General features: G+C 66.0%; 18 protein-coding genes. 10 read left to right on the top strand and 8 right to left on the bottom strand.

The genetic code is table 11. The features are described 5' to 3' along the window. Nucleotides 1-29: 29 nt before the first annotated feature. Together ACFQZZ_RS25210 and ACFQZZ_RS25205 are read right to left on the bottom strand one after the other, a co-directional pair. On the bottom strand, nucleotides 30-1,373 hold the full coding sequence (locus ACFQZZ_RS25210; protein ID WP_378685577.1) for a lipase family protein: 1,344 nt from the start codon (nucleotides 1,371-1,373) through the stop codon (nucleotides 30-32). 154 nt (nucleotides 1,374-1,527) lie between these two features. After that, nucleotides 1,528-2,235, bottom strand: a complete 708-nt coding sequence (locus ACFQZZ_RS25205) for a TetR family transcriptional regulator (RefSeq protein ID WP_378685574.1) — start codon at nucleotides 2,233-2,235, stop codon at nucleotides 1,528-1,530. A gap of 274 nt (nucleotides 2,236-2,509) precedes the next feature. On the opposite strand from ACFQZZ_RS25205, the gene ACFQZZ_RS25200 reads away from it, so the two are divergent. Next, nucleotides 2,510-3,022, top strand: coding sequence for a hypothetical protein (locus ACFQZZ_RS25200; protein WP_378685571.1), 513 nt, complete (start codon nucleotides 2,510-2,512; stop codon nucleotides 3,020-3,022). On the opposite strand, the gene ACFQZZ_RS25195 is transcribed toward ACFQZZ_RS25200, so the two are convergent. The 3 genes from ACFQZZ_RS25195 to ACFQZZ_RS25185 are packed head-to-tail and all read right to left on the bottom strand — an operon-like array spanning nucleotide 2,988 to nucleotide 6,695. After that, nucleotides 2,988-4,682: a nitric oxide reductase activation protein NorD gene (locus tag ACFQZZ_RS25195; protein ID WP_378685568.1), complete on the bottom strand. Its 1,695-nt coding sequence runs from the start codon at nucleotides 4,680-4,682 to the stop codon at nucleotides 2,988-2,990. The genes ACFQZZ_RS25200 and ACFQZZ_RS25195 overlap by 35 nt on opposite strands. Beyond that, nucleotides 4,679-5,521 carry an AAA family ATPase gene (locus tag ACFQZZ_RS25190; RefSeq protein ID WP_378685565.1) on the bottom strand — a complete coding sequence of 281 codons (843 nt, stop codon included), beginning with the start codon at nucleotides 5,519-5,521 and terminating at the stop codon, nucleotides 4,679-4,681. The genes ACFQZZ_RS25195 and ACFQZZ_RS25190 overlap by 4 nt, the downstream gene beginning before the upstream one ends. A 1-nt stretch (nucleotide 5,522) precedes the next feature. Next, nucleotides 5,523-6,695 (bottom strand): spirocyclase AveC family protein, encoded by a 1,173-nt coding sequence (locus tag ACFQZZ_RS25185; protein WP_378685563.1) that lies wholly within the window; start codon nucleotides 6,693-6,695, stop codon nucleotides 5,523-5,525. A 149-nt stretch (nucleotides 6,696-6,844) separates the two neighbouring features. Here ACFQZZ_RS25185 and ACFQZZ_RS25180 point away from each other — a divergent pair, with 149 nt between their 5' ends. After that, a complete protein-coding gene (locus ACFQZZ_RS25180; protein ID WP_378685561.1) occupies nucleotides 6,845-7,465 on the top strand; it encodes a TetR/AcrR family transcriptional regulator in 621 nt (206 codons plus the stop codon). 5 nt (nucleotides 7,466-7,470) lie between these two features. On the opposite strand, the gene ACFQZZ_RS25175 is transcribed toward ACFQZZ_RS25180, so the two are convergent. Further along, complete coding sequence (locus tag ACFQZZ_RS25175) at nucleotides 7,471-8,001, bottom strand: twin-arginine translocation pathway signal (protein ID WP_378685558.1); 531 nt, start codon at nucleotides 7,999-8,001, stop codon at nucleotides 7,471-7,473. After that, entirely contained in the window at nucleotides 7,998-8,876 is an 879-nt protein-coding gene (locus tag ACFQZZ_RS25170; RefSeq protein ID WP_378685555.1) for a hypothetical protein, read from the bottom strand. Before ACFQZZ_RS25170 ends, ACFQZZ_RS25175 begins: the two co-directional genes overlap by 4 nt. A gap of 311 nt (nucleotides 8,877-9,187) precedes the next feature. On the opposite strand from ACFQZZ_RS25170, the gene ACFQZZ_RS25165 reads away from it, so the two are divergent. The 8 genes from ACFQZZ_RS25165 to ACFQZZ_RS25130 are packed head-to-tail and all read left to right on the top strand — an operon-like array spanning nucleotide 9,188 to nucleotide 17,862. Then, complete coding sequence (locus ACFQZZ_RS25165; RefSeq protein ID WP_378685553.1) at nucleotides 9,188-9,985, top strand: MlaE family ABC transporter permease; 798 nt, start codon at nucleotides 9,188-9,190, stop codon at nucleotides 9,983-9,985. A gap of 11 nt (nucleotides 9,986-9,996) precedes the next feature. Then, nucleotides 9,997-10,842, top strand: a complete 846-nt coding sequence (locus ACFQZZ_RS25160; protein WP_378685549.1) for an ABC transporter permease — start codon at nucleotides 9,997-9,999, stop codon at nucleotides 10,840-10,842. A gap of 8 nt (nucleotides 10,843-10,850) precedes the next feature. Then, nucleotides 10,851-12,011, top strand: coding sequence for an MCE family protein (locus tag ACFQZZ_RS25155; RefSeq protein WP_378685546.1), 1,161 nt, complete (start codon nucleotides 10,851-10,853; stop codon nucleotides 12,009-12,011). Continuing rightward, complete coding sequence (locus ACFQZZ_RS25150; protein ID WP_378685543.1) at nucleotides 12,008-13,033, top strand: MCE family protein; 1,026 nt, start codon at nucleotides 12,008-12,010, stop codon at nucleotides 13,031-13,033. The genes ACFQZZ_RS25155 and ACFQZZ_RS25150 overlap by 4 nt, the downstream gene beginning before the upstream one ends. 2 nt (nucleotides 13,034-13,035) lie before the next feature. Next, entirely contained in the window at nucleotides 13,036-14,055 is a 1,020-nt protein-coding gene (locus ACFQZZ_RS25145; protein ID WP_378685540.1) for an MCE family protein, read from the top strand. Next, nucleotides 14,052-15,287: an MCE family protein gene (locus tag ACFQZZ_RS25140; RefSeq protein ID WP_378685537.1), complete on the top strand. Its 1,236-nt coding sequence runs from the start codon at nucleotides 14,052-14,054 to the stop codon at nucleotides 15,285-15,287. The genes ACFQZZ_RS25145 and ACFQZZ_RS25140 overlap by 4 nt, the downstream gene beginning before the upstream one ends. 2 nt (nucleotides 15,288-15,289) lie before the next feature. Beyond that, nucleotides 15,290-16,432 (top strand): MCE family protein, encoded by a 1,143-nt coding sequence (locus tag ACFQZZ_RS25135; RefSeq protein ID WP_378685534.1) that lies wholly within the window; start codon nucleotides 15,290-15,292, stop codon nucleotides 16,430-16,432. A gap of 2 nt (nucleotides 16,433-16,434) precedes the next feature. Next, nucleotides 16,435-17,862 (top strand): MCE family protein, encoded by a 1,428-nt coding sequence (locus ACFQZZ_RS25130; RefSeq protein ID WP_378686162.1) that lies wholly within the window; start codon nucleotides 16,435-16,437, stop codon nucleotides 17,860-17,862. Here the strand turns inward: ACFQZZ_RS25130 and ACFQZZ_RS25125 are convergent. Beyond that, nucleotides 17,851-18,444 carry a TetR/AcrR family transcriptional regulator gene (locus tag ACFQZZ_RS25125; RefSeq protein WP_378685531.1) on the bottom strand — a complete coding sequence of 198 codons (594 nt, stop codon included), beginning with the start codon at nucleotides 18,442-18,444 and terminating at the stop codon, nucleotides 17,851-17,853. The two genes, ACFQZZ_RS25130 and ACFQZZ_RS25125, sit on opposite strands and share 12 nt — an antisense overlap. Nucleotides 18,445-18,571 lie beyond the last annotated feature (127 nt).

Genomic DNA, 18,571 nt, shown 5'->3' with positions numbered 1-18,571 from the left:
GCGCCGATCGGTCACCGGCGCGGAATGCTTCAGTCGAAGGTACAGCCGGAAACCGGCTTGTCGGCGAGGCGATCGAGCAGGTAGGTGATTGCGTTGTCGGGGCCGAATGCGTCGATCATCTCGGGTCCGAAATGGTTGGGGATGGTGGCGCCGGGAAAGATCGGGGGCAGGTTGTTGGTGCGGAAGATAACGGTGGCGCCCTTGGCACACCAGTCCTCGGCGAGCTTGCGGGCCTGGTCATAGGGGACGGTGTCGTCGTTGAGACCGCTGGTGATCAGCACCGGGGAGGTGGGTGCGATGCTGCCCGCGCGCAGTTCGGCCAGAGCGGGAGCGGCCTCGGGGATGTCGCGCAGATGCTCGAGCAGCGGACGGCCGTCGGTAGTCAGGGAGCTGGTTTTCAGGAACGGTTGCTTGACGATGACGTCGCCGATGCACTCGGTGCTGAGAGTGCTCAGCATTTCGCGCCCGGCAGGGCTGATGACCCGGTCGATGGCGGCGTTCAGATTGGGGTACCGGGCGAGCAGGCCGTTGATCGCGAATCCGACCGCGCCGCCGATCAGGGCACCGTCGATGCGGGCGAGGACAGCCGTCAAATCGGCGACGGGCCCACCGGCCCAGGTGCCTTTGAGGTTCAGTTCGGGTGCGTACTGCGGGAGCAGTTCCACGGCGCCCGCGGTGGCGCCGCCGCCCTGGGAGTAACCCCAGAAGACGAGCGGCGTCTCGGGCCCGACTCCGCCGAGATTGTTGGCGGCGCGGGCGCCGTCGAGGATCGCGTGCCCGCCTTCGATGCGATTGGCGAAGGTGTGGATTCCTGGTGTGCCGAGTCCGATGTAGTCGGTGACCAGGACGCGGGCTCCGAGGGCGCTCCATACGGCCGAGGAGGGCATTTCCTGGTTGGCCGAGAGTGAGACCGAAGGATCGGCGGAGAGGGTCAGCCCGGTGGAGAAGGCGACCGACATGGCGCAGTGGTCGGCTTGACCCGCGGTACCGGGACCGATGACGACGGTGGGCCGCGGTCCCGCACCCTGCCATGGACCCGAAGCCTCGATGTAGGTTCCGGTGACGGCGGTCGGCGTGCCGTCCTGGAGCCGGCTGGTGTACATGACGTGCTGCGCCCGGACCGGCCAGCCCGCCGCGGTGGGCGGAGTCGCGAGAATGGTCATCGGCTCGGTCTTGATGATCGCGCCGGGGGTGGCGGGCAACTGCGCGGGCGGCGTGTAGAACGCGCTCACCGGTGTGGCCGCCGCCTCGCGAGTCTCGATGCCGACCCCGGCGACGGCGACGGCGCACGCCGCTGCCACCGCACCCGCTGCCAGCCGCGCTGCCCCAGGCAGTGCCCTGACCCGTGTGCGCAACCCGTGCTGCTCATGCATGTGATGACTCTCCGCTTCCTGCTCGGCATCGTCGCCGCTGTGACCTGACTCGCGATAGCCATAACGCATGATTCAGGTCACAGCGGCGCGATTGCCCGAACAGTAACACGGTTACCGGCCAAGTGGAAACAAGAGCGGCCGGGTGTGCCGGCGGCTACTCGTGTGCGGCCCCGGTGGTACCCGGGTCCGCGGTGGCGGACGGGTCGGGGTTCGACCGGAAGGGTGCCGCGAGGGCTGGATCAACGGTCCAGCCGGGCGCGTCGTGGCCTGGCGCGGGGCCGGTCGCCGCCTCGGCCTCCGCGCTGTTATCACTGGTCAGGCGGAAAACGGTGCGTTCGAGAATGGGTAGGATCTCGGTGATTGCAAGACTGCCGTCGGCGAACCGCCCGATCAGCGCGTAGGCCATATTGGCCAGGACCAAGGCGACGTCTTGGAGATAGGACGGATCGGCGCTCTCGAACAATGGTGAGGCAACCGGCAGTATCGCGTTGACGCCCTGGTTGTCCAGCCGTTGCCCGCCTTCCGCGGCCCGGGCGCGGTGGTAGGCCTCGAGCATCCTCGGATTGCGTTCCCATGGTTCGAAGACATACCTCAGGACTCGCATCAGACCGTCGCGCAGATTCTCGTGCGTGGGCGGCTGTTCCATTCCCGCGTAGCTGTTGGTCGCCATCCAACGCTCGACGGCAGCGATCATCAACTCGTCGCGATCGGAGAAATGCTTGTAGACCGTGGCCAGCGAGACGTGCGCGCGCCGCGCTACCTCCCTGAGCTGGACGGCGTCATAGCCGTCGGACTCCAGCAACTCGAGCACTACGTCGATGATGATCTGCGCGGTGGAGATCGCTTGGGGTCCTGGTGCCACTCGCCTACGGTAGCGCCGGAGGGGAGCTTCGTGCCCCCGGTGGGCCGCGGCGTCGGCGGATCGACCCTTCGCGCCTGGAGAATTTCGAGATGACTGCAGAGTAACTGTGTTACCGTCCGATGGTTCGCACTGTGACGTACCCCATTCCGGAATGTCGATGGCTGCGGATCACTCGAATAACCAAGCCGCAGTGGAGTTCATGGAGAGTCACTTGATGCATCGGCAGCTCGCAGTCCCCGGTCGGACACGCACCTCCAGCGCCACTCGACTTTCGATGACCTATCGCCTCGATGTCGTTGCCACGAGTGTCGCGGACGCGGTGGACCAGGCGGGCGGCTGGTTGTTCGATCACGCCCTCGCGGGTTGGGAGGTCACGGTATTCGTCGCGGCGATGTCGGATGCCCGGCCGCTGCATATCCTCGGCGCCGAGGTCGCCGAACTCGACTCGGTGCGCGCGCGGCACGAGCAGAGTCGCCGGTGGCACGCTCCGGGTGCGGGTGGCATCTGCGATCGTGATGCGCTGGCGTGCTGGGGGCTACTGCCCGCAATGGGCAACGACGCTGTCGAGGTGGTCATGTGGGATGGCGGTCCGCGGTCCCCGATCGGATATCGGGCCGATCTTGTACTGCACCGATTGAGCGCCGCAGCGCGGGTTTTCAAAACACAAGCGCTGGTGGCAGCGGCGCTCCCGATGGCCGAGGCCGGTGCGATCGAGATCTTCCGGAGTGAAGTCTCCATCCTTCGTAGTATGTCTACGCGCCCGCGCGCAGCGGTTTCGGCGCGCTGAGTTCGCGCAGGGCGGACAGGAACAACTCGTCCATCCGGGGACTCAACTCGGCCAGGGTCGCCGCGCCGGCATAGCCGGCGGAGCCGAAGACGCGCTCGAGTTCGCTGCCGGCGGTGGTCGCTCCGATGGAAAGGCACAGGCAGGCAACACCATCCATGCGGAGCTCTTCGAGCGCTTTGTAGGCATCGGCTTCGGCGTATCGCCCCTCGTATCCGTCGTCGTAGGGAATTCCGTCGGAAAGCACTACCAGCAGCCGATTCTGGGTGCCGGCATCGGATTTCAGGATCTCGCCCGCACCGCGGATACCGGCGCCCAGGCGCGTGTAATTCGAGGGTTGCAGCTGGTTGAGCCGGGCTCGCCCGACGGCGCCGAAACGCTGCTCGAACGTTTTGATCGCCGGCAAATGGACTGCGTGCCGGCCCTGGGATCGAAACGCGTAGACCGCGACGCGGTCGCCGAGCTCCTCCAGCGTGGCGGCCAGGGTGGCGGCGGCCCGCCGCTGGTGGTCGTGGACGGTGTGACCGTCCTGGTCGGTATCGGTGGCGGAGCCAGAGGCGTCGAGCAGTATGAGCACACCGAGATTGCGGGCGAGTTTGCGGTGCTCCAGATAGACGTGTTCCGGTGGTGAGAAGCCGGACCGCAGGTCGACGAACAGCTCGATGAGCGCCTCGATATCCAGGTCGTCGCCGTCGGGGCGGCCCCGGAAAACTTTGGGGCCCAGCCCGACTCGGGCTAGACGTCGCCGGAGCACATCGTCGTGCGAGACACTGGCGGCGGTGATGTCCGCGGCCACCGTGAGCGGAAAGTCGACGACCCGGCACCACTCGGGCCGATACCGGTTGTTGTGGACGTCCCACTCCGGATAGAGCGCGCCGCCCACACCCGCGGCGGCGCCGGGCTTGTCGTCATCGGTGAAACGGATCTGGGTGGGGAGCGGCCGGGCCTCGGGCCCCACCATCCGCGCCCGTCGCACCGACCGCATCTGCGCATCGCCGCCGGCCGCCCCGTCTCCGGCGGAACGCGAGCCGCCGAGTCGCTTACGGATCTGATCCAGCAGTGTCTGCGAACTGAACAGCGGGTTCTCGAACAGTTTGAGGATCTTGCTCTCCCCGGACTGCTCGTTGTCGTCGCCGTCCTCGTCCTCGGGCACCTCCAGCAGATCGAACTCCAAGCGCAGCTCGCGAGCGGTGGCCTGGGTGCCAGGGCCAGCGACCGGCGCCAGCAACCGGGAGGGCCGGATGACACCGAACCAGGCCGGCGGGTCGGCGACTTTCGCTCGGCCCCTGGCTGTTTCGAGTGATTCGCCGGTGCTCGTCGGGCCCGGGCCCACCTCGGACACCAGCGCGGCCGCGACCGGCAGCCGCTGTGCGAGATCGGCGAGCACGCGGCGTCCTTCGAGCGCCAGATAGCGCCGCGCGATCGCGGGCCTGGCCCGTAATGCCTTGACCCACTGATGATCCAGACTGCCCGCGCCGAGCAGAGCGGCCTGAACCAGTATTTCGCGGCGCTGCTCCGCGACGGTCAGGCCGGCCGAGACGAAGACGACCTGACCGCTCGTATGCGCGGACTCGCCGGGTGCCGCCTCCGCGATCTCCACCGGCCTGCCCGCGAGGAAGGTGGCGAGCAGTCGAAACCGGTCGGTGCCATGGGGGTCGGTCATGGCTGTGGCAGGACGGCGTCGACGAGTTCGCCGAGGGCGCGGATGACATCGCGATCATCGGAGAGGGCCTGGACCACCGCCGACTGCACCGCACTGCGCAGGCTCAGGCCGCCGGCCACGAGCCCGCCGGCGAGGATCAGCATCCGGGTGGAGGACACTTCGCGCAGCGGCGAACCTTCCAGATTCCGGATCGCGTTGCCGAGTGTGACCAGCGCACCCGCAGTCGCGGCATCGATTCCCGCCTCGTGCGCGACCACCTCGGTTTCGATTGCGGCGGAAGGAAAGTCGAGCTCGATGGCGACGAAACGCTGCCGGGTGGATTCCTTGAGATTCTTCAGAACGCTCTGGTAACCGGGGTTGTAGGAGATCACCAGCTGGAACCCGGACGCCGCGCGCAGGATGACGCCGAGCCGATCGACCGGAAGTTCCCGGCGATGATCGGCGAGCGGATGAATGACCACGGTGGTGTCCTGGCGTGCCTCCACCACCTCGTCCACGTAGCAGATGGCGCCCTCGCGGACGGCCCGGGTCAGCGGGCCGTCGACCCACACCGTTTCTCCGCCCTTGAGCAGGAACCGGCCGACGAGATCCGCCGAGGTCATATCCTCGTGGCCCGCGATGGTGATCAGTTCACGGCCGAGTTCAGCGGCCATGGCCTCCACGAAGCGGGTCTTGCCACATCCGGTGGGGCCCTTCAGAAGCACCGGCAGACCGCGGCGGGCCGCTGCGCGAAAGACCTCCACTTCGTTGCCGACGGCCTTGTAGAACGGTGTCTCCCATTCGGCGGGGACGGTTGTGGTTTCGGCGGGAACGCCGGTGTCGGATTCGCTGATCAGCATCTCAGTTTCCTCGGTCGAAGGGGACGATCTTGGGGAGCTCGGCGCCCTCAGGCAGCACCAGCTGTCCTTCCGGATTGATGTAGCCGGTGTCCTTGCCCGGCATCGGGAGCGTGGGGTCGGGGCAGAGCCGCCCGGTCCCTTCCCCGCAGATGCCCATATCGAAGTACGAGCGCTTCTGGATATCGGCCGGCCACGGATCGGCATTCATGGCGAACCACTGCGCGGGGATGTTGTAGCAGACGAAGAAGAAGATGCTGCACGCTGCGAAAATTGCGAGGAAGCGGGTGAACTGCTGCCGCACGAAGCCGCCCTGGATACGTTCCAGTCCGCGTTCGACGAAGGTCCGGCCGCGATCGTCGGTGAAGTAGCGCAGCGAGCACAGGCCGGCCTGGACGCCGCCCCACATCAGGCCTTCATAGAGCGGCCACTGATAGTAGGTACCGGCGTTGATCGACAGGGATTGAATGGCGCCCGGGTAGGTGAAAAGACCCATCGGCATCAGGAACAAACCCTCGATGACGAAGTCGAAGAAAAACGTCCAGACGAGCAGAACGCCGATCAAGCCCTTATTGCTGATGTTCGGCCATTTCGCCTTGGCCTTGCGCATGATCCAGCAACCCAGGATCGTGCACAGCAGAATGCCGTAGGAATATCCCGGCGCGTTCATCAGAACGGGTTCGGCCATCATGGCGCCCGGTTCGCCGAAGGACCGCCAGCCCGGAACGTCGAGCACCCATGAGCCGCGGTTGAACATCCAGGTGTTGTAAGTACTCCAGGTGTTGAAGTAGTTCAGCAGCGGATCCTGGAAGAACAGCAGGCCACAGGCCACCAGCAGCATGCCGTCGGTGGTGATCCGGCGTTCTCGCCGCCAGGGCCTGATGATGAAGAAGTAGATGCCGACCGGCAGGCCGGCCACGATAACGGCCGTCCAGATGATGAGGATCGTCTTCATCAATGTCGGTGGATCGCTCGGACCGGTGGGCACTCGTTCGAAATTGGGGCCGGTGATCCAGCGGATCCAGACGTAGAGCTGAAAAGCGAGAATTACGCCGCCGATAATCGCCCAGATCAGGACCGGCTTGCTCTTCGACTGCACTTGGGAGCCGAGCGATGCGGTTTCGCCGAGCGGCTCGGTGACATAGGGGGTGTTCTTCTTGCTCGACAGTTCCGGCATGAAACTGCCTCCTTCGGAATCGATGTAGTGCATCGCTCGCTCGACCGCTTGGGGGCGGGATGCGGATCGGCGATGAGTACGAAGCCAATATACCAACGGGTATCTGAGATTCCAATAGGGTTCTCGGATACTCTGTTAGACTCGCCGATATGGTTGAGCGCTGGACTGCAGAGCGGCGATTGGCGCACACGCGCTCGCTCCTGCTCGACGCCGCGGAGGCGGTGTTCGCCGAAAAGGGTTTCACGGCAGCGACTCTCGACGACATCGCGCATAAGGCCGGCTATACGAAGGGCGCCATCTACAAGCACTTCACCACCAAGGAGGATCTCTTCCTCGCGGTGAGTGATCGGTACTGGCGGCGCTACTTCGACACCTTCGCCGAATTGCTGTCGGCGGTGCGGGAGGTAGGTACGCGCGAACTCGACGATATCGCCCAGCGGTGGCGTCTACTCGGCAGCGATCGAGGAGCCGAGCAGGCCGCACTGGGCCACGAGTTCACCCTGTATCTGCTCCGCAATCCCGAAGTGCGCGAACGGGTCGCGCCCAAGCGACTGGAAGTCGTCGAGGCGCTGGCGGAGTTCATCGTCGAGGGTCTCGGCCGGATCGGTGGAACCCTGCTGGTCCCGCCGCTGACGTTCGCGCACGTACTCATCGCCACCTGCGATTCCGTGGTCCTCGGCAGCCAGCTCAACGATATCGACCTGTTCCGGCCGACGCTGGAGATGTACCTCTCGGTCATCAAGCTGCCCGGCGTATCCCCGGCGAGCTGATCCGCCTACACCGGGTCGAAGGACGAAATCAGCCAGGACGCTCCGACTTTGGTGAGCGTGACGCGCACGCTACTGGCCGTCATCGCCGGCTCGGTCTTCTCGGTACTGGTCGTGGTCTGGTTGATGAACACCAGCACCGTCGCGGCCTCGGCATGGAGCTCCGAGACCGCCGCGCGCACCACCGCCGCGCTGGTCTTGACGGACTTCGCCTTGGCGGCCGGGGTGACGACCTGATCGGTGAACTGGCCGTAGTAGGTCAAGAAGTCGCCCGTGAGATGGGATTTCGCCGAAGCGAAGTCACGGTCGAGGGTGTCGGGGGCGTAGGACAGCAGCGCGACGGTCCCCTCCTTCGCGGCGGACAGCGCCGCCTCGGAGTTCGCGTCGCCGGTGCGGCGGTCCGGGAGGTATTGCGACCAGAGCAGGGTCGCGGCGGTGAGTACGGCCGCGAGGGTCAGCACGGTCAGAGCGATCGCACCCGGGGCGGCACGTAGGAAACGGAGGGCGCGGCCGAGCCACGCACGAGCGGTGCTGATCACGGAACGAACTCGACTTTCGATATCTTGAGCTGGCCGCTCACCCGCGACACGGTCACGCTGAGTCGCCATACTCGCGGTTCCTGTTGCGCGCCTGCGGAATTGGTTATTCGGGAGGTGGCGGCGACCAGGACCACCGCGGTGTCGTCGGTCATCGACTCCACCGCGCTGGCATTGACCTTGCCCTCGGTGGTGACCTGTGATTGCTGCACCACCTTGGTGAAATCCTCGGCGCGGCCCCGGAAGTCGTCATGGAACGCACCGGCCGAGTTGTCCAGTACGCGTTGGACGTCCTCCTTCGCGTGGTTGAAATCCAGCGAGGTCAACGCGATGACGCCCTGACGGGCCGCCGCGGTGAATTCCGCGGCCCGCCGGTCCTGCTCGGTGACCCGGTGGTGCTGCCACAGGGAGTAGCCACCCGCGCCCGTCGATACGATGATCAGCACGAGAGCGGCGGCGACCAATGCGGTATGCCGCGGCTTGGCCTGTGCGATCCTGGCGCGCCAGCGGCCGAGCCGCGAGACTCCTCGGTCCTCGGCAGCTGTCTCGGATTCCATTGTGCCGGAGTCGGTTTCGTCCGGCGCGATGGCGGTGACCGAATCCGGCTCATGTGCAGCCGAATCCGCACCCGGGTCGTCGGTGGTCTGCTCGGCTGCGGGCACCTCCGCCGCTGCTTCGGCGCGCCTGCGCAGCCGGCCGGCGTGGGCCCGGGCGCGTGCCGCGGTGGCTATGGCCTTGGCCTCCACTGCGACGGCTTCCGCTTCTTCCGCGGCCGCCTGCGCTTCCTCGGCGGCCAGCCGCAGCGCCCGTACGTCGGTGCTGACACGGACGCGCGGCGCGGATTCGAGGTCGGTGTCCGGATCCGCGAGGTCTTTCATTGCACTCCCCACATCCATCGCGTCATCATTACGAGAACGACGTTATCACTATGTTCCCCATCCGGCCTTAGAACCGGCATAATCAGGACAGGGTTCCGGTAAAAAGCTGCGGAAATAAGATTTGCAATTTTGGAGATCTAGACCGGACACATGTCCGGAGGTGGTTCTGACGCGGCCCTCTTTCGGACTTGCGGGGGTAGCGTCGGTGGGTTGATCGCATAGCTGAACGAGTATTGCATTATCAATTTGCGCATGTAAGCTACGTCACGAATGAGAACGACATTTCCAACCGAGTGGGAGGCCGAGGATAGATGGCGGCCAAAGGTTCGAGCTGGTCGCCGGGCTTGGCCCGGCGCAGCTCCGGAGTCTTCCGCACGGTTGGCGGATTGTTCGCGATGTCGGCGGACGCCGTGCGCTTCGCGTTCCGCCGACCGTTCCAGACCCGCGAGTTCCTGGAACAGTCCTGGTTCATCGTCCGGGTGTCGATGGTGCCGACTCTGCTGGTGGCGATTCCCTTCACCGTGCTGGTCAGCTTCACCCTCAATATCCTGCTGCGCGAGCTCGGCGCCGCCGATCTCAGCGGCGCGGGCGCGGCGTTCGGCGCTGTTACGCAGGTCGGACCCATGGTGACCGTGCTGATCGTCGCCGGCTCGGGCGCCACCGCCATGTGCGCCGATCTGGGCTCGCGCACCATCCGCGAGGAAATCGACGCGATGCAGGTGCTGGGTATCAATCCGGTGCAGCGGCTCGTCACCCCGCGCATGCTCGCCTCCGGGTTGGTGGCGTTCCTGTTGAACAATCTGGTCTGCATCATCGGCATCCTGGGCGGCTACGTCTTCTCGGTGTTCGTCCAGGACGTCAACCCCGGCGCTTTCGCCGCCGGAATCACGCTGCTGACCGGGGTGAACGAAGTGATCATCTCCTCGGTCAAGGCGCTGCTGTTCGGTGTGGTCGCCGGACTTGTCGCCTGCTACCGGGGCCTGATCGTGACCGGCGGTGCCAAGTCGGTCGGGAACGCAGTCAACGAAACCGTCGTCTATGCGTTCATGTCGCTGTTCGTCATCAATGTCGTCGTCACGGCCATCGGCATCCAGATGACGGCACGGTAGGAGGACGGGCAATGACCATCGCAGCCAGATATCCACGCACGATCCGCCGCCTCAAACGTCCGGTCGCGAGCCTGAGCGGCGTCGGGGACCACACGATCTTCTACGTCAAAGCGCTGACTCGAGCTCCGTTCGCGGCGGTGCACTATCGCCGGGAGACGATCCGCCTGGTCGCCGAGATCAGCATGGGCGCAGGCGCTTTGGCGGTTTTCGGCGGTACGGTCGTGATCGTCGGATTCCTGACCCTGGCGACCGGCGGGACGCTGGCGGTGCAGGGCTACAGCTCGCTGGGCAATATCGGCATCGAGGCGCTTACCGGTTTCCTCTCGGCGTTCATCAACGTCCGGATCTCGGCGCCGGTGGTCGCGGGTATCGGCCTGGCGGCCACCTTCGGCGCCGGGACCACCGCGCAGCTCGGCGCCATGCGGATCAACGAGGAGATCGACGCCTTGGAATCGCTGGCCATCGAACCGATCACCTACCTGGTCGGTACCCGGATCGTGGCGGGGATGATCGCGATCACGCCGCTGTACGCGCTAGCGGTCATCGCTTCGTTCATCGCGAGCCGGTTCACCACGGTGTTTCTGCTCGGACAGTCCGCCGGGCTCTACGACCACTACTTCTCGACTTTTCTCAATCCGATCGATCTGGTGTGGTCCTTCGCGCAGGCGATGCTCATGGGCTTGGCGATTCTGCTGATACACACCTATTTCGGCTTCTTCGCCAGTGGCGGGCCGTCCGGGGTCGGCATCGCGGTGGGCAACGCCGTACGTACCTCGCTCATCGCCGTCGTGTCGATCACGCTGCTGGTTTCGCTGGCGGTCTACGGCGCCAACGGCAATTTCAATCTGTCCGGCTAGGGGAGTCCGTGATTTCGAAGCTTTTGCGCCCCTTGGTGGGTGTGCTTTCCATCGGGGTGATCGTGGCCCTCGTCGCGGGCGCGGCGACTCTGTTCCAGGGCGGCCTCGCGGACACCGTTCCCGTCACCGTCCTGTCGGGACGCGCGGGCCTGGTGATGTATCCCGACGCGAAGGTGCAGATGCGGGGCATCACGGTCGGCAAGGTGACCCGCATCGACGAGCGCCCCGACGGGACCGCGGCGATCGCGCTGGCCGTCGATGCCGATCAGCTGCCGATGATTCCCGCCAATGTCTCGGTCGACATCGCCTCCACAACGGTCTTCGGCGCGAAGTTCGTCCAATTGATCCCCCCGGAACGGGCTGCCGCCACCTCGATCACCGCCGGGCAGGTCTTCGACGCCGGGCACGTCACGGTCGAGATCAATACTGTGTTCCAGCAACTCACCCAGGTGCTCGGCCGCATCGAACCGGAGAAGCTGAACCAGACGCTGGGCGCCATCGCCGCGGCCACCAAGGGGCGCGGGGATCGGACCGGCCGGATGCTCACCGATCTGGAAGCCTTTCTGGCCCAGGTGGAACCGGCACTGCCCGCGCTGGAGAACGATCTGGCGCTGGCGCCGGCGGTGGTCGACGCCTACGCCGATTCGGCGCCGGCGCTGCTGGACATCGCGGGCAATGTGGGGCGGATCAGCCAGACCGTGGTCGAGGAGCAACACAACCTCGATGCGCTACTGATCGGACTCATCGGCCTGTCCGACAGCGGAACCCAGGTACTCGGCGGCAATCGGGCGGCGCTCGCGACGACACTGCGTCTGCTGGTGCCCACCACCGAACTCACCGACGCCTACAACGCGGCGCTCAACTGCTCGGTGGAGGGCCTCGCCACGCTCGGCACCTTGCCGCCCGCCCAGCACGAGGGCGTGGCCATCTCGGCAAACTTCCTGTTCGGCACCTATCCCTACCGGTACCCCCAGGACCTGCCCAAGGTGGCCGCGTCCGGCGGACCGCAGTGCTCGGTGCTGCCCGTGCCCTACGAGGGGCGTCCGAAGTTCGTGGTCGCCGACGTGGGAGCCAACCCGTTCGAGCGGGGCGACCAGGACGTGAAACTCAATGTGGATTCGCTGCAACAGATTCTGTTCGGCATTCTTCCTGGCGGTGGTGCCCGATGAACGCACACCGCAACGGCCCGCTGCTGAAGTTCGGCGTCTTCGCGGCGGTGATGCTGGTGCTGTCCGGGGTCCTGATCGTCGTGTTCAGCAACTACCGGTCCGGTTCCGCGGACGTCTACTCCGCGGACTTCACCGATTCCTCGGGCTTGCGCGACGGCGACACCGTCCGGATCGCCGGTGTCCGGGTGGGCACGGTCCGCAGTGTGTCACCGCGGTCCGACCATCAGGTGTCGGTGGAGTTCGAAGCGGACCGGGGCATCGCGCTGACCAATGGCACCCGGGTGGCGATTCGCTATCTGAACCTGGTGGGGGACCGGTACCTGGAGCTCACCGAGGGGCCCGGCTCGACCGAGATCCTGCACCCCGGCACCCGCATTCCGGCCGAAAGGACCATGCCCGCACTGGATCTCGACCTGCTGCTGGGTGGTCTGAAGCCGGTGATCCAGGGCTTGAACGCGCGTGATGTGAACACCTTCACCTGGTCGCTGCTCGAGATCATGCAGGGCAAGGAGGGCACGATGGACTCGCTGCTGTCCAGGACCGCGTCGTTCTCGACCACGCTCGCCGACAACAGCACGGTAATTCAGCAATTGATCGACAACCTGAACACTGTGCTGCGGACGCTGTCCCGCGACGGCGCCCAGTTCTCCGACACCATCGACAAACTGGAGCAGTTGGTCACCCAGTTGTCGCAGGATCGCGACCCGATCGGCGCCGCGATCACGGCACTGGACAACGGCACCGCGTCGGTGGCCGATCTGCTGACCCAGGCACGGCCGCCGCTGGCGGGCACCGTCGACCAACTCGCCCGGCTCGCGCCGGCTCTCGACGCGGACCGGCTCACCTTGGAGCAGGCGCTGCAGCGGGCTCCGGAGAACTTTCGCAAGATGGCGCGCACCGGCACCTACGGAAATTTCATCCAGTACTACCTGTGCTCGCTCAGCGTCCGGGTCAGCGACCCCTCCGGCGAGGTCGTGGTGTTGCCCGCGGTCACGCAGGACTCGGGAAGGTGTGTGCCCTAGCCATGCTCGAATATCGCGGTAATCATCTGGCCCGCCAGGGACTGGTCGGCGTCGTCCTGATCGTCTGTGTGATCCTGATCGGGCTGCAGTCCCAGCGGTTCATGGAGTGGGGCACGACCGTCCGGTACGAGGCGATCTTCACCGAGGCCGGTGGCTTGCGAGTCGGCGACGACGTCGTCGTCTCAGGCGCGAAGGCCGGCCGGGTGGCGAAAGTTGCCCTGCGCGACGGCGATGCGCGGGTGACGTTCACGCTGGACGCGAAAGTCCGCCTCGGAGACCAGAGCTCGGCGCACATCAAGACCGCCTCTCTGCTCGGCCAGCGAGTGCTGACGGTGATTTCGGAAGGCGCCGGCACGCTACGGTCGTCGCAGGTGATCCCGGCGGCGCGCACCTCCGCGCCGTACTCGCTGACCGATGCGGTCGGCGACCTCACGACCAACGTCTCCGAGATCGACACCGCGGCGCTCAACAATTCCCTCGAACTGCTGTCCTCGACACTGGATCGGGTCGCGCCCCAGCTGGGGCCGGCCTTCGACGGGTTGAGCGCGCTGTCGCGGTCGATGAACGAGCGCGATACCTCGCTGCGCGAGCTGCTCGGCGCTACTGCCGAGGTCAGCGGAATTCTGGCGCAGCGCGGCGATCAGCTCAATGCCTTGCTGCTCAACGGGAATTCTCTGCTGGGGGTGCTCACCGAGCGGCGGCAGGCGATCGTCGATCTGCTCGCCAACACCGCCGCGGTCGCCGAGCAGCTCTCGGGGCTCGTCGCCGACAACGAGGCCGAACTTGGGCCGATTCTGGACCACCTGAATTCGGTGGCGGCCATGCTGGAAAAGAATCGCGACAGTATCGCGGCGGCGCTGCCCGGCCTGGTGAAGGTCACCCTGACCCAGGGAGAGATCGTCTCCAGCGGCCCCTTCTACAACGCCTATGTCGCGAATCTCATTCCGGCAGAGGTGATTCAGCCGTTCATCGACCAGGCATTCGGAATTGTTCCGCTGCCGAACCCGGAGGCGCCCAGATGAGAAGTCCGCGTGTCCGGCGCATCGCGGGGGCGCTGCTGATAGTGGCCCTGCTGGCCGGGGGAATCCTGGTCGTGCAGCGAGTCATGTTCGCGCCTACGACGATTCGCGCCGTGTTCAGCTCGGCCACCGCCATTTATCCGGGTGACGAGGTGCGGGTGGCGGGGGTCGAGGTCGGTCGGATCGCGTCCATCGAACCGCACGGCACAACCACCGAAATGGTGCTCGACATCGATCGGGACGTATCGATCCCCACCGACGCCAAGGCCGTGATCGTCGCCCAGAGCCTGGTCGCGGCGCGCTATGTGCAGCTGACGCCGTCCTATCGAGGCAGCGGCGCGGTTTTGAGCGAGGGCGCGGTCATTCCGCTCGAACGCACAGCGACGCCGGTCGAATGGGATGAGATCAAGTCGCAATTGACCAGGCTGGCAACTGATCTGGGCCCGGACACGTTGTCGGGTAGCGCTACCGGCCGGTTCATCGACAGTGCCGCGAACGCCATGGCGGGCAATGGCGAGAAGCTGCGTCACACGCTGACGCAGCTGTCCGGCGTCGGGCGGATTCTCGCGACCGGCAGCGGAAATATCGTCGACATCATCGAGAACCTGCAGCGCTTCGTCACCGTGCTGCGCGGCAGCAATGTCCAGATCGTCGAATTTCAGAATCGGCTCGCCACGCTGTCGAGTCTGCTCGACGACAGCCGGTCGGATCTGGACGCGGCGCTGTCGAAGCTGTCGGTCGCCGTCGGCGACATCCAGCGGTTCGTGCACAACAACCGCGACAAGGCGAGCGAACAGGTGCAGCGGCTGGCGAATGTGACGCAGAACCTGGTCGATCACCGCGGCGACCTCGAAGAGCTCTTGCACCTGTTTCCGACCAGCCTCGCCAACTTCTACAACATCTACAACCCTGATACCGCCACCGAGGCCGGCGTTTTCGCGCTGAACAACTTCACCAACCCGATCCAGTTCATCTGTGGCGGGATCGCCAGCCTGGAGAACCTCACGGCCGCCGAATCCGCGACGCGCTGCCGCGAATATCTCGGACCGTTCCTGCAGCTGCTCGAGTTCAATTACCTTCCGGTGGCGGTCAATCCGGTGCTCAGTCCGACCGCGAATCCGAATAATCTGATCTACACCGAACCCCACCTCGTTCCCCAGGTGGTCGACACCCAGGCGCAGGCGCCGACCCTGCCCAGCCTGGTCGACATTCTCTTTCCCGGCGGAGGGCGCTGACCATGACCGAAATCCACCCGCCCCGGCCGCGATACCGCAAACTCCTGATTCTCGGGACCTCCGCGATCCTCGGCAGCACCGGCTGCGGCTGGCAGGGAGTGAACTCCCTGCCCTTGCCCGGCGCGGTCGGGCACGAGCCGGGCTCCACGATCATTCACGTGGAGATGGCGAATATCGGTACCCTGGTATCGAATTCACCGGTCATGATCGACGACGTGGTGGTCGGCAGCGTCGGCGCCATCACCCTGCGCGGCTGGCACGCCGACGTCGAGGTCGCGATCCGGCCCGTCACCATCGTGCCGGCGAACGCGGTCGCGGCGATCGGGCAGACCAGTCTGCTGGGCTCGAGCCATCTGGCGCTGAACACCCCGCCCGGTGTCGCACCCGCCGGACAGCTGCCACCCGGTGCGGTCATTCCGCTGAGCGCCTCGTCCACCTATCCCTCGACCGAGCAGACTCTGGCTTCGCTGTCGATGGTGGTCAACGGCGGCGGCCTGGGCCAGATCGGCGACATCATCCACGGGCTGAACGAGGCGTTCACCGGCCGCCAGGACAAGATCGCGGCATTGCTGACCCGCCTGGACGCCCTGATGGGCACCCTGGACGGGCAGCGCGACAACGTCGTCGCCGCCATCGGTGGCCTGAACCGGCTGGCGGGAACCTTTGCCGCACAACGCGATGTCGTCACCGAAGTCCTGCGGAAACTGCCGCCCGCCCTGGATGCGCTGATCGCGGTCCGCCCGGATCTGGTGACGGCCCTGGACCGGCTCCGGACCTTCAGCACCGTCGCCTCCGGCGTGGTGTCCGAGGTGCAGAGCGACCTCGTCACCAATCTGGCCCATCTCGAACCGACCCTGGCCGCGCTCGCCGATGTCGGCGACCGCATCGGGACCGCGGTCGCCTTCGCCACCACCTACCCCTATGGCCAGTACGGCATCGACCACGCGCTCAAGGGTGACTACGTCAATCTGATGGCCACCGTCGACCTGACGATTCCGCGCCTGCGGCGTGAGCTCCTGCTCGGCACACCGTGGGGTGATCCGACGGCGGTGATCCAGGCGGCCGTGGGCGATCCGGGCTACGCCGCACAGACCAGAAATCCGCTGAGCGTCGGCATCGAACCCCAGGTCCCGGGAGGCCGCTGATGTTGCTGACGCGTTTCGTCCGGGCCCAGCTGATCATCTTCACGATCCTGTCGGTCATCGGGCTGGCCGTGATGGTCACCGTGTACATGCGGCTGCCGACCCTGGCCGGCGTCGGCAGCTACGACGTGACGGTCGAGCTGCCCGCCGCGGGCGGCCTCTACCGCTTCGGCAACGTCACTTATCGCGGTGTCGAGATCGGCAAGATCAGCCGGGTCGAACTGACCGGCAGCGGAGTGCGCGCCACGCTGGCCATCAGCGCATCCTGGCCGATCCCCGCCGATTTGGACGCCGAAGTGCGCAGTGTCTCGGCGGTGGGCGAGCAGTATGTGGACCTGCGCCCGCGCACCGATTCCCCGCCCTATCTGCACGAGGGCTCGGTGATCGCCCAGCGCGACACCGCGATTCCGCAGCCGGTCGGGCCGACGCTGGACAGTCTCAGCGCGCTCGTCGACACCATTCCCGAGGACAAGCTGCACGATCTGCTCGGTGAACTGTTCCAGGGCGTGAACGGCGCGGGCTACGACCTGGATTCGCTGCTGGCCTCGGCGGGCACGCTGGCCGCCGACCTGAACGGCGTCGGCGCGGTCGCCCGCACCCTGGTGGAAGACACCGGCCCACTGCTGGATTCGCAAGCGCGCACCGCCGACGCGATCCGGATCTGGGCCCGCAGCCTCTCCGGTGTCACCGCGCAGCTGGTGGCGAACGACCCGCATATTCGGACCCTGCTGCATACCGGTCCGGGCGCCGCCCGGGAGGTCACGCAGCTGCTCGATTCGGTGCAGCTGACTTTGCCGGTGCTGCTCGCCAATCTGTCCAGCGTCGGACAGCTCGCGGTGACCTATCACGCCGCGCTGGAACAGGTCCTGGTGCTGCTACCACCGGCGATCTCGATGATCGAGGCCGTGCATCCGACCAACAACGCCTCCGGCTGGGGACTGGGCGATTTCCGGCTCAGCGGCACGTCGGACCCGCCCGCCTGCACCGTCGGCTTTCTCCCGCCGTCGGCGTGGCGCCTGCCCTCCGACATCACCACCATCGATACGCCGGAGGGGATGTACTGCAAACTTCCGCAGGATTCCGAGATCGCGGTGCGCGGCGCGCGGAACTTCCCGTGTCTCGGGAATCCCGGTAAACGCGCCCCGACCGCCGAGCTGTGCAACAGTGACCAGGAATTCGAGCCGGTGGCCGACAGTCAGCCCGTCGTCGGTCCGTACCCGCGCGACCCCGGCCTCGAAAACCAGGGCATCCCACCGGATTCCCGCTACGGGCCCGCACCGCCGGGAGCCGACAATCTGCTGGGGCCCTCGATCGGCATCGCGCGCTACGACCCCCGCACGGGTAAGTACGTCGGGCCGGATGGTGGTCTGTATGAGCAGACCGATCTGACGCGCCCCGGAATCGGCGCGTGGAAAGATCTTTTACCGCATTGATCGAGCGCCTTCGAGGTCGCGCAGATAGGTCTCGATCAGCTCGACCGCCTCCGCATGGCAGGTGTCGATGCCGAAAGCTTCTTCCATGCGCAGAAAGCGCGAGATGCTGGACATGAGCAGGACCAGAGCCCCGGGGGTGTAGGGGAGGGCCCGCTCGCCGTACTTCCCGAGGATGTCGGTGACCGCGGTCAGCTGCAGTGCCCGAAATCGCTTGGAGGACTCGGTGATTTCGATCCGGATGGCCTTGCGATGGTTGGCCAGCGCGACGAATTCCATCGTCAGCGCGGTCCGGGACTGGTCGTGGATGGAGTCCCACAGCGCCCACAGCGGCTGCGCGGACTGCAGTGCGTCGAGCTGGTGCTGATAGCTGAGATCGGCTCCGCGCCGGAACAATTCGACGAACAGGTTGTCCATGTTGCCGAAGTAGTAGTACACCAGCGCGGAGTTGGCGCCGGCCAGCGCGGCGATGCGCCGGGTGCTGACCGCGGCATAGCCCTGTTCGAGCATGATCTGCTCCGCCGCGTCGAGCAGTGCCGCTCGGGTGGTCACGCTGTCGGCGGTGACATCGCGCTGGGACTTCATGGGTTGGCCTCCTGGGTGTCTTGACAGCGGTGAATCCTCTGCCGTATATCTTAATCACTCGCTTAATTAATCACTCGATTAAGGCTCTGGAACAGGGCATCTCCCTGATTCCGCCGCCGCGACGGCC

Origin of the sequence: Nocardia sp. GCM10030253, from assembly GCF_042675075.1 — a bacterium.
Classification (GTDB): Bacteria; Actinomycetota; Actinomycetes; order Mycobacteriales; family Mycobacteriaceae; genus Nocardia.
The sequence above is the reverse complement of the archived record's forward strand: the minus strand, read 5'-3'. Positions and strand labels throughout refer to the sequence as shown.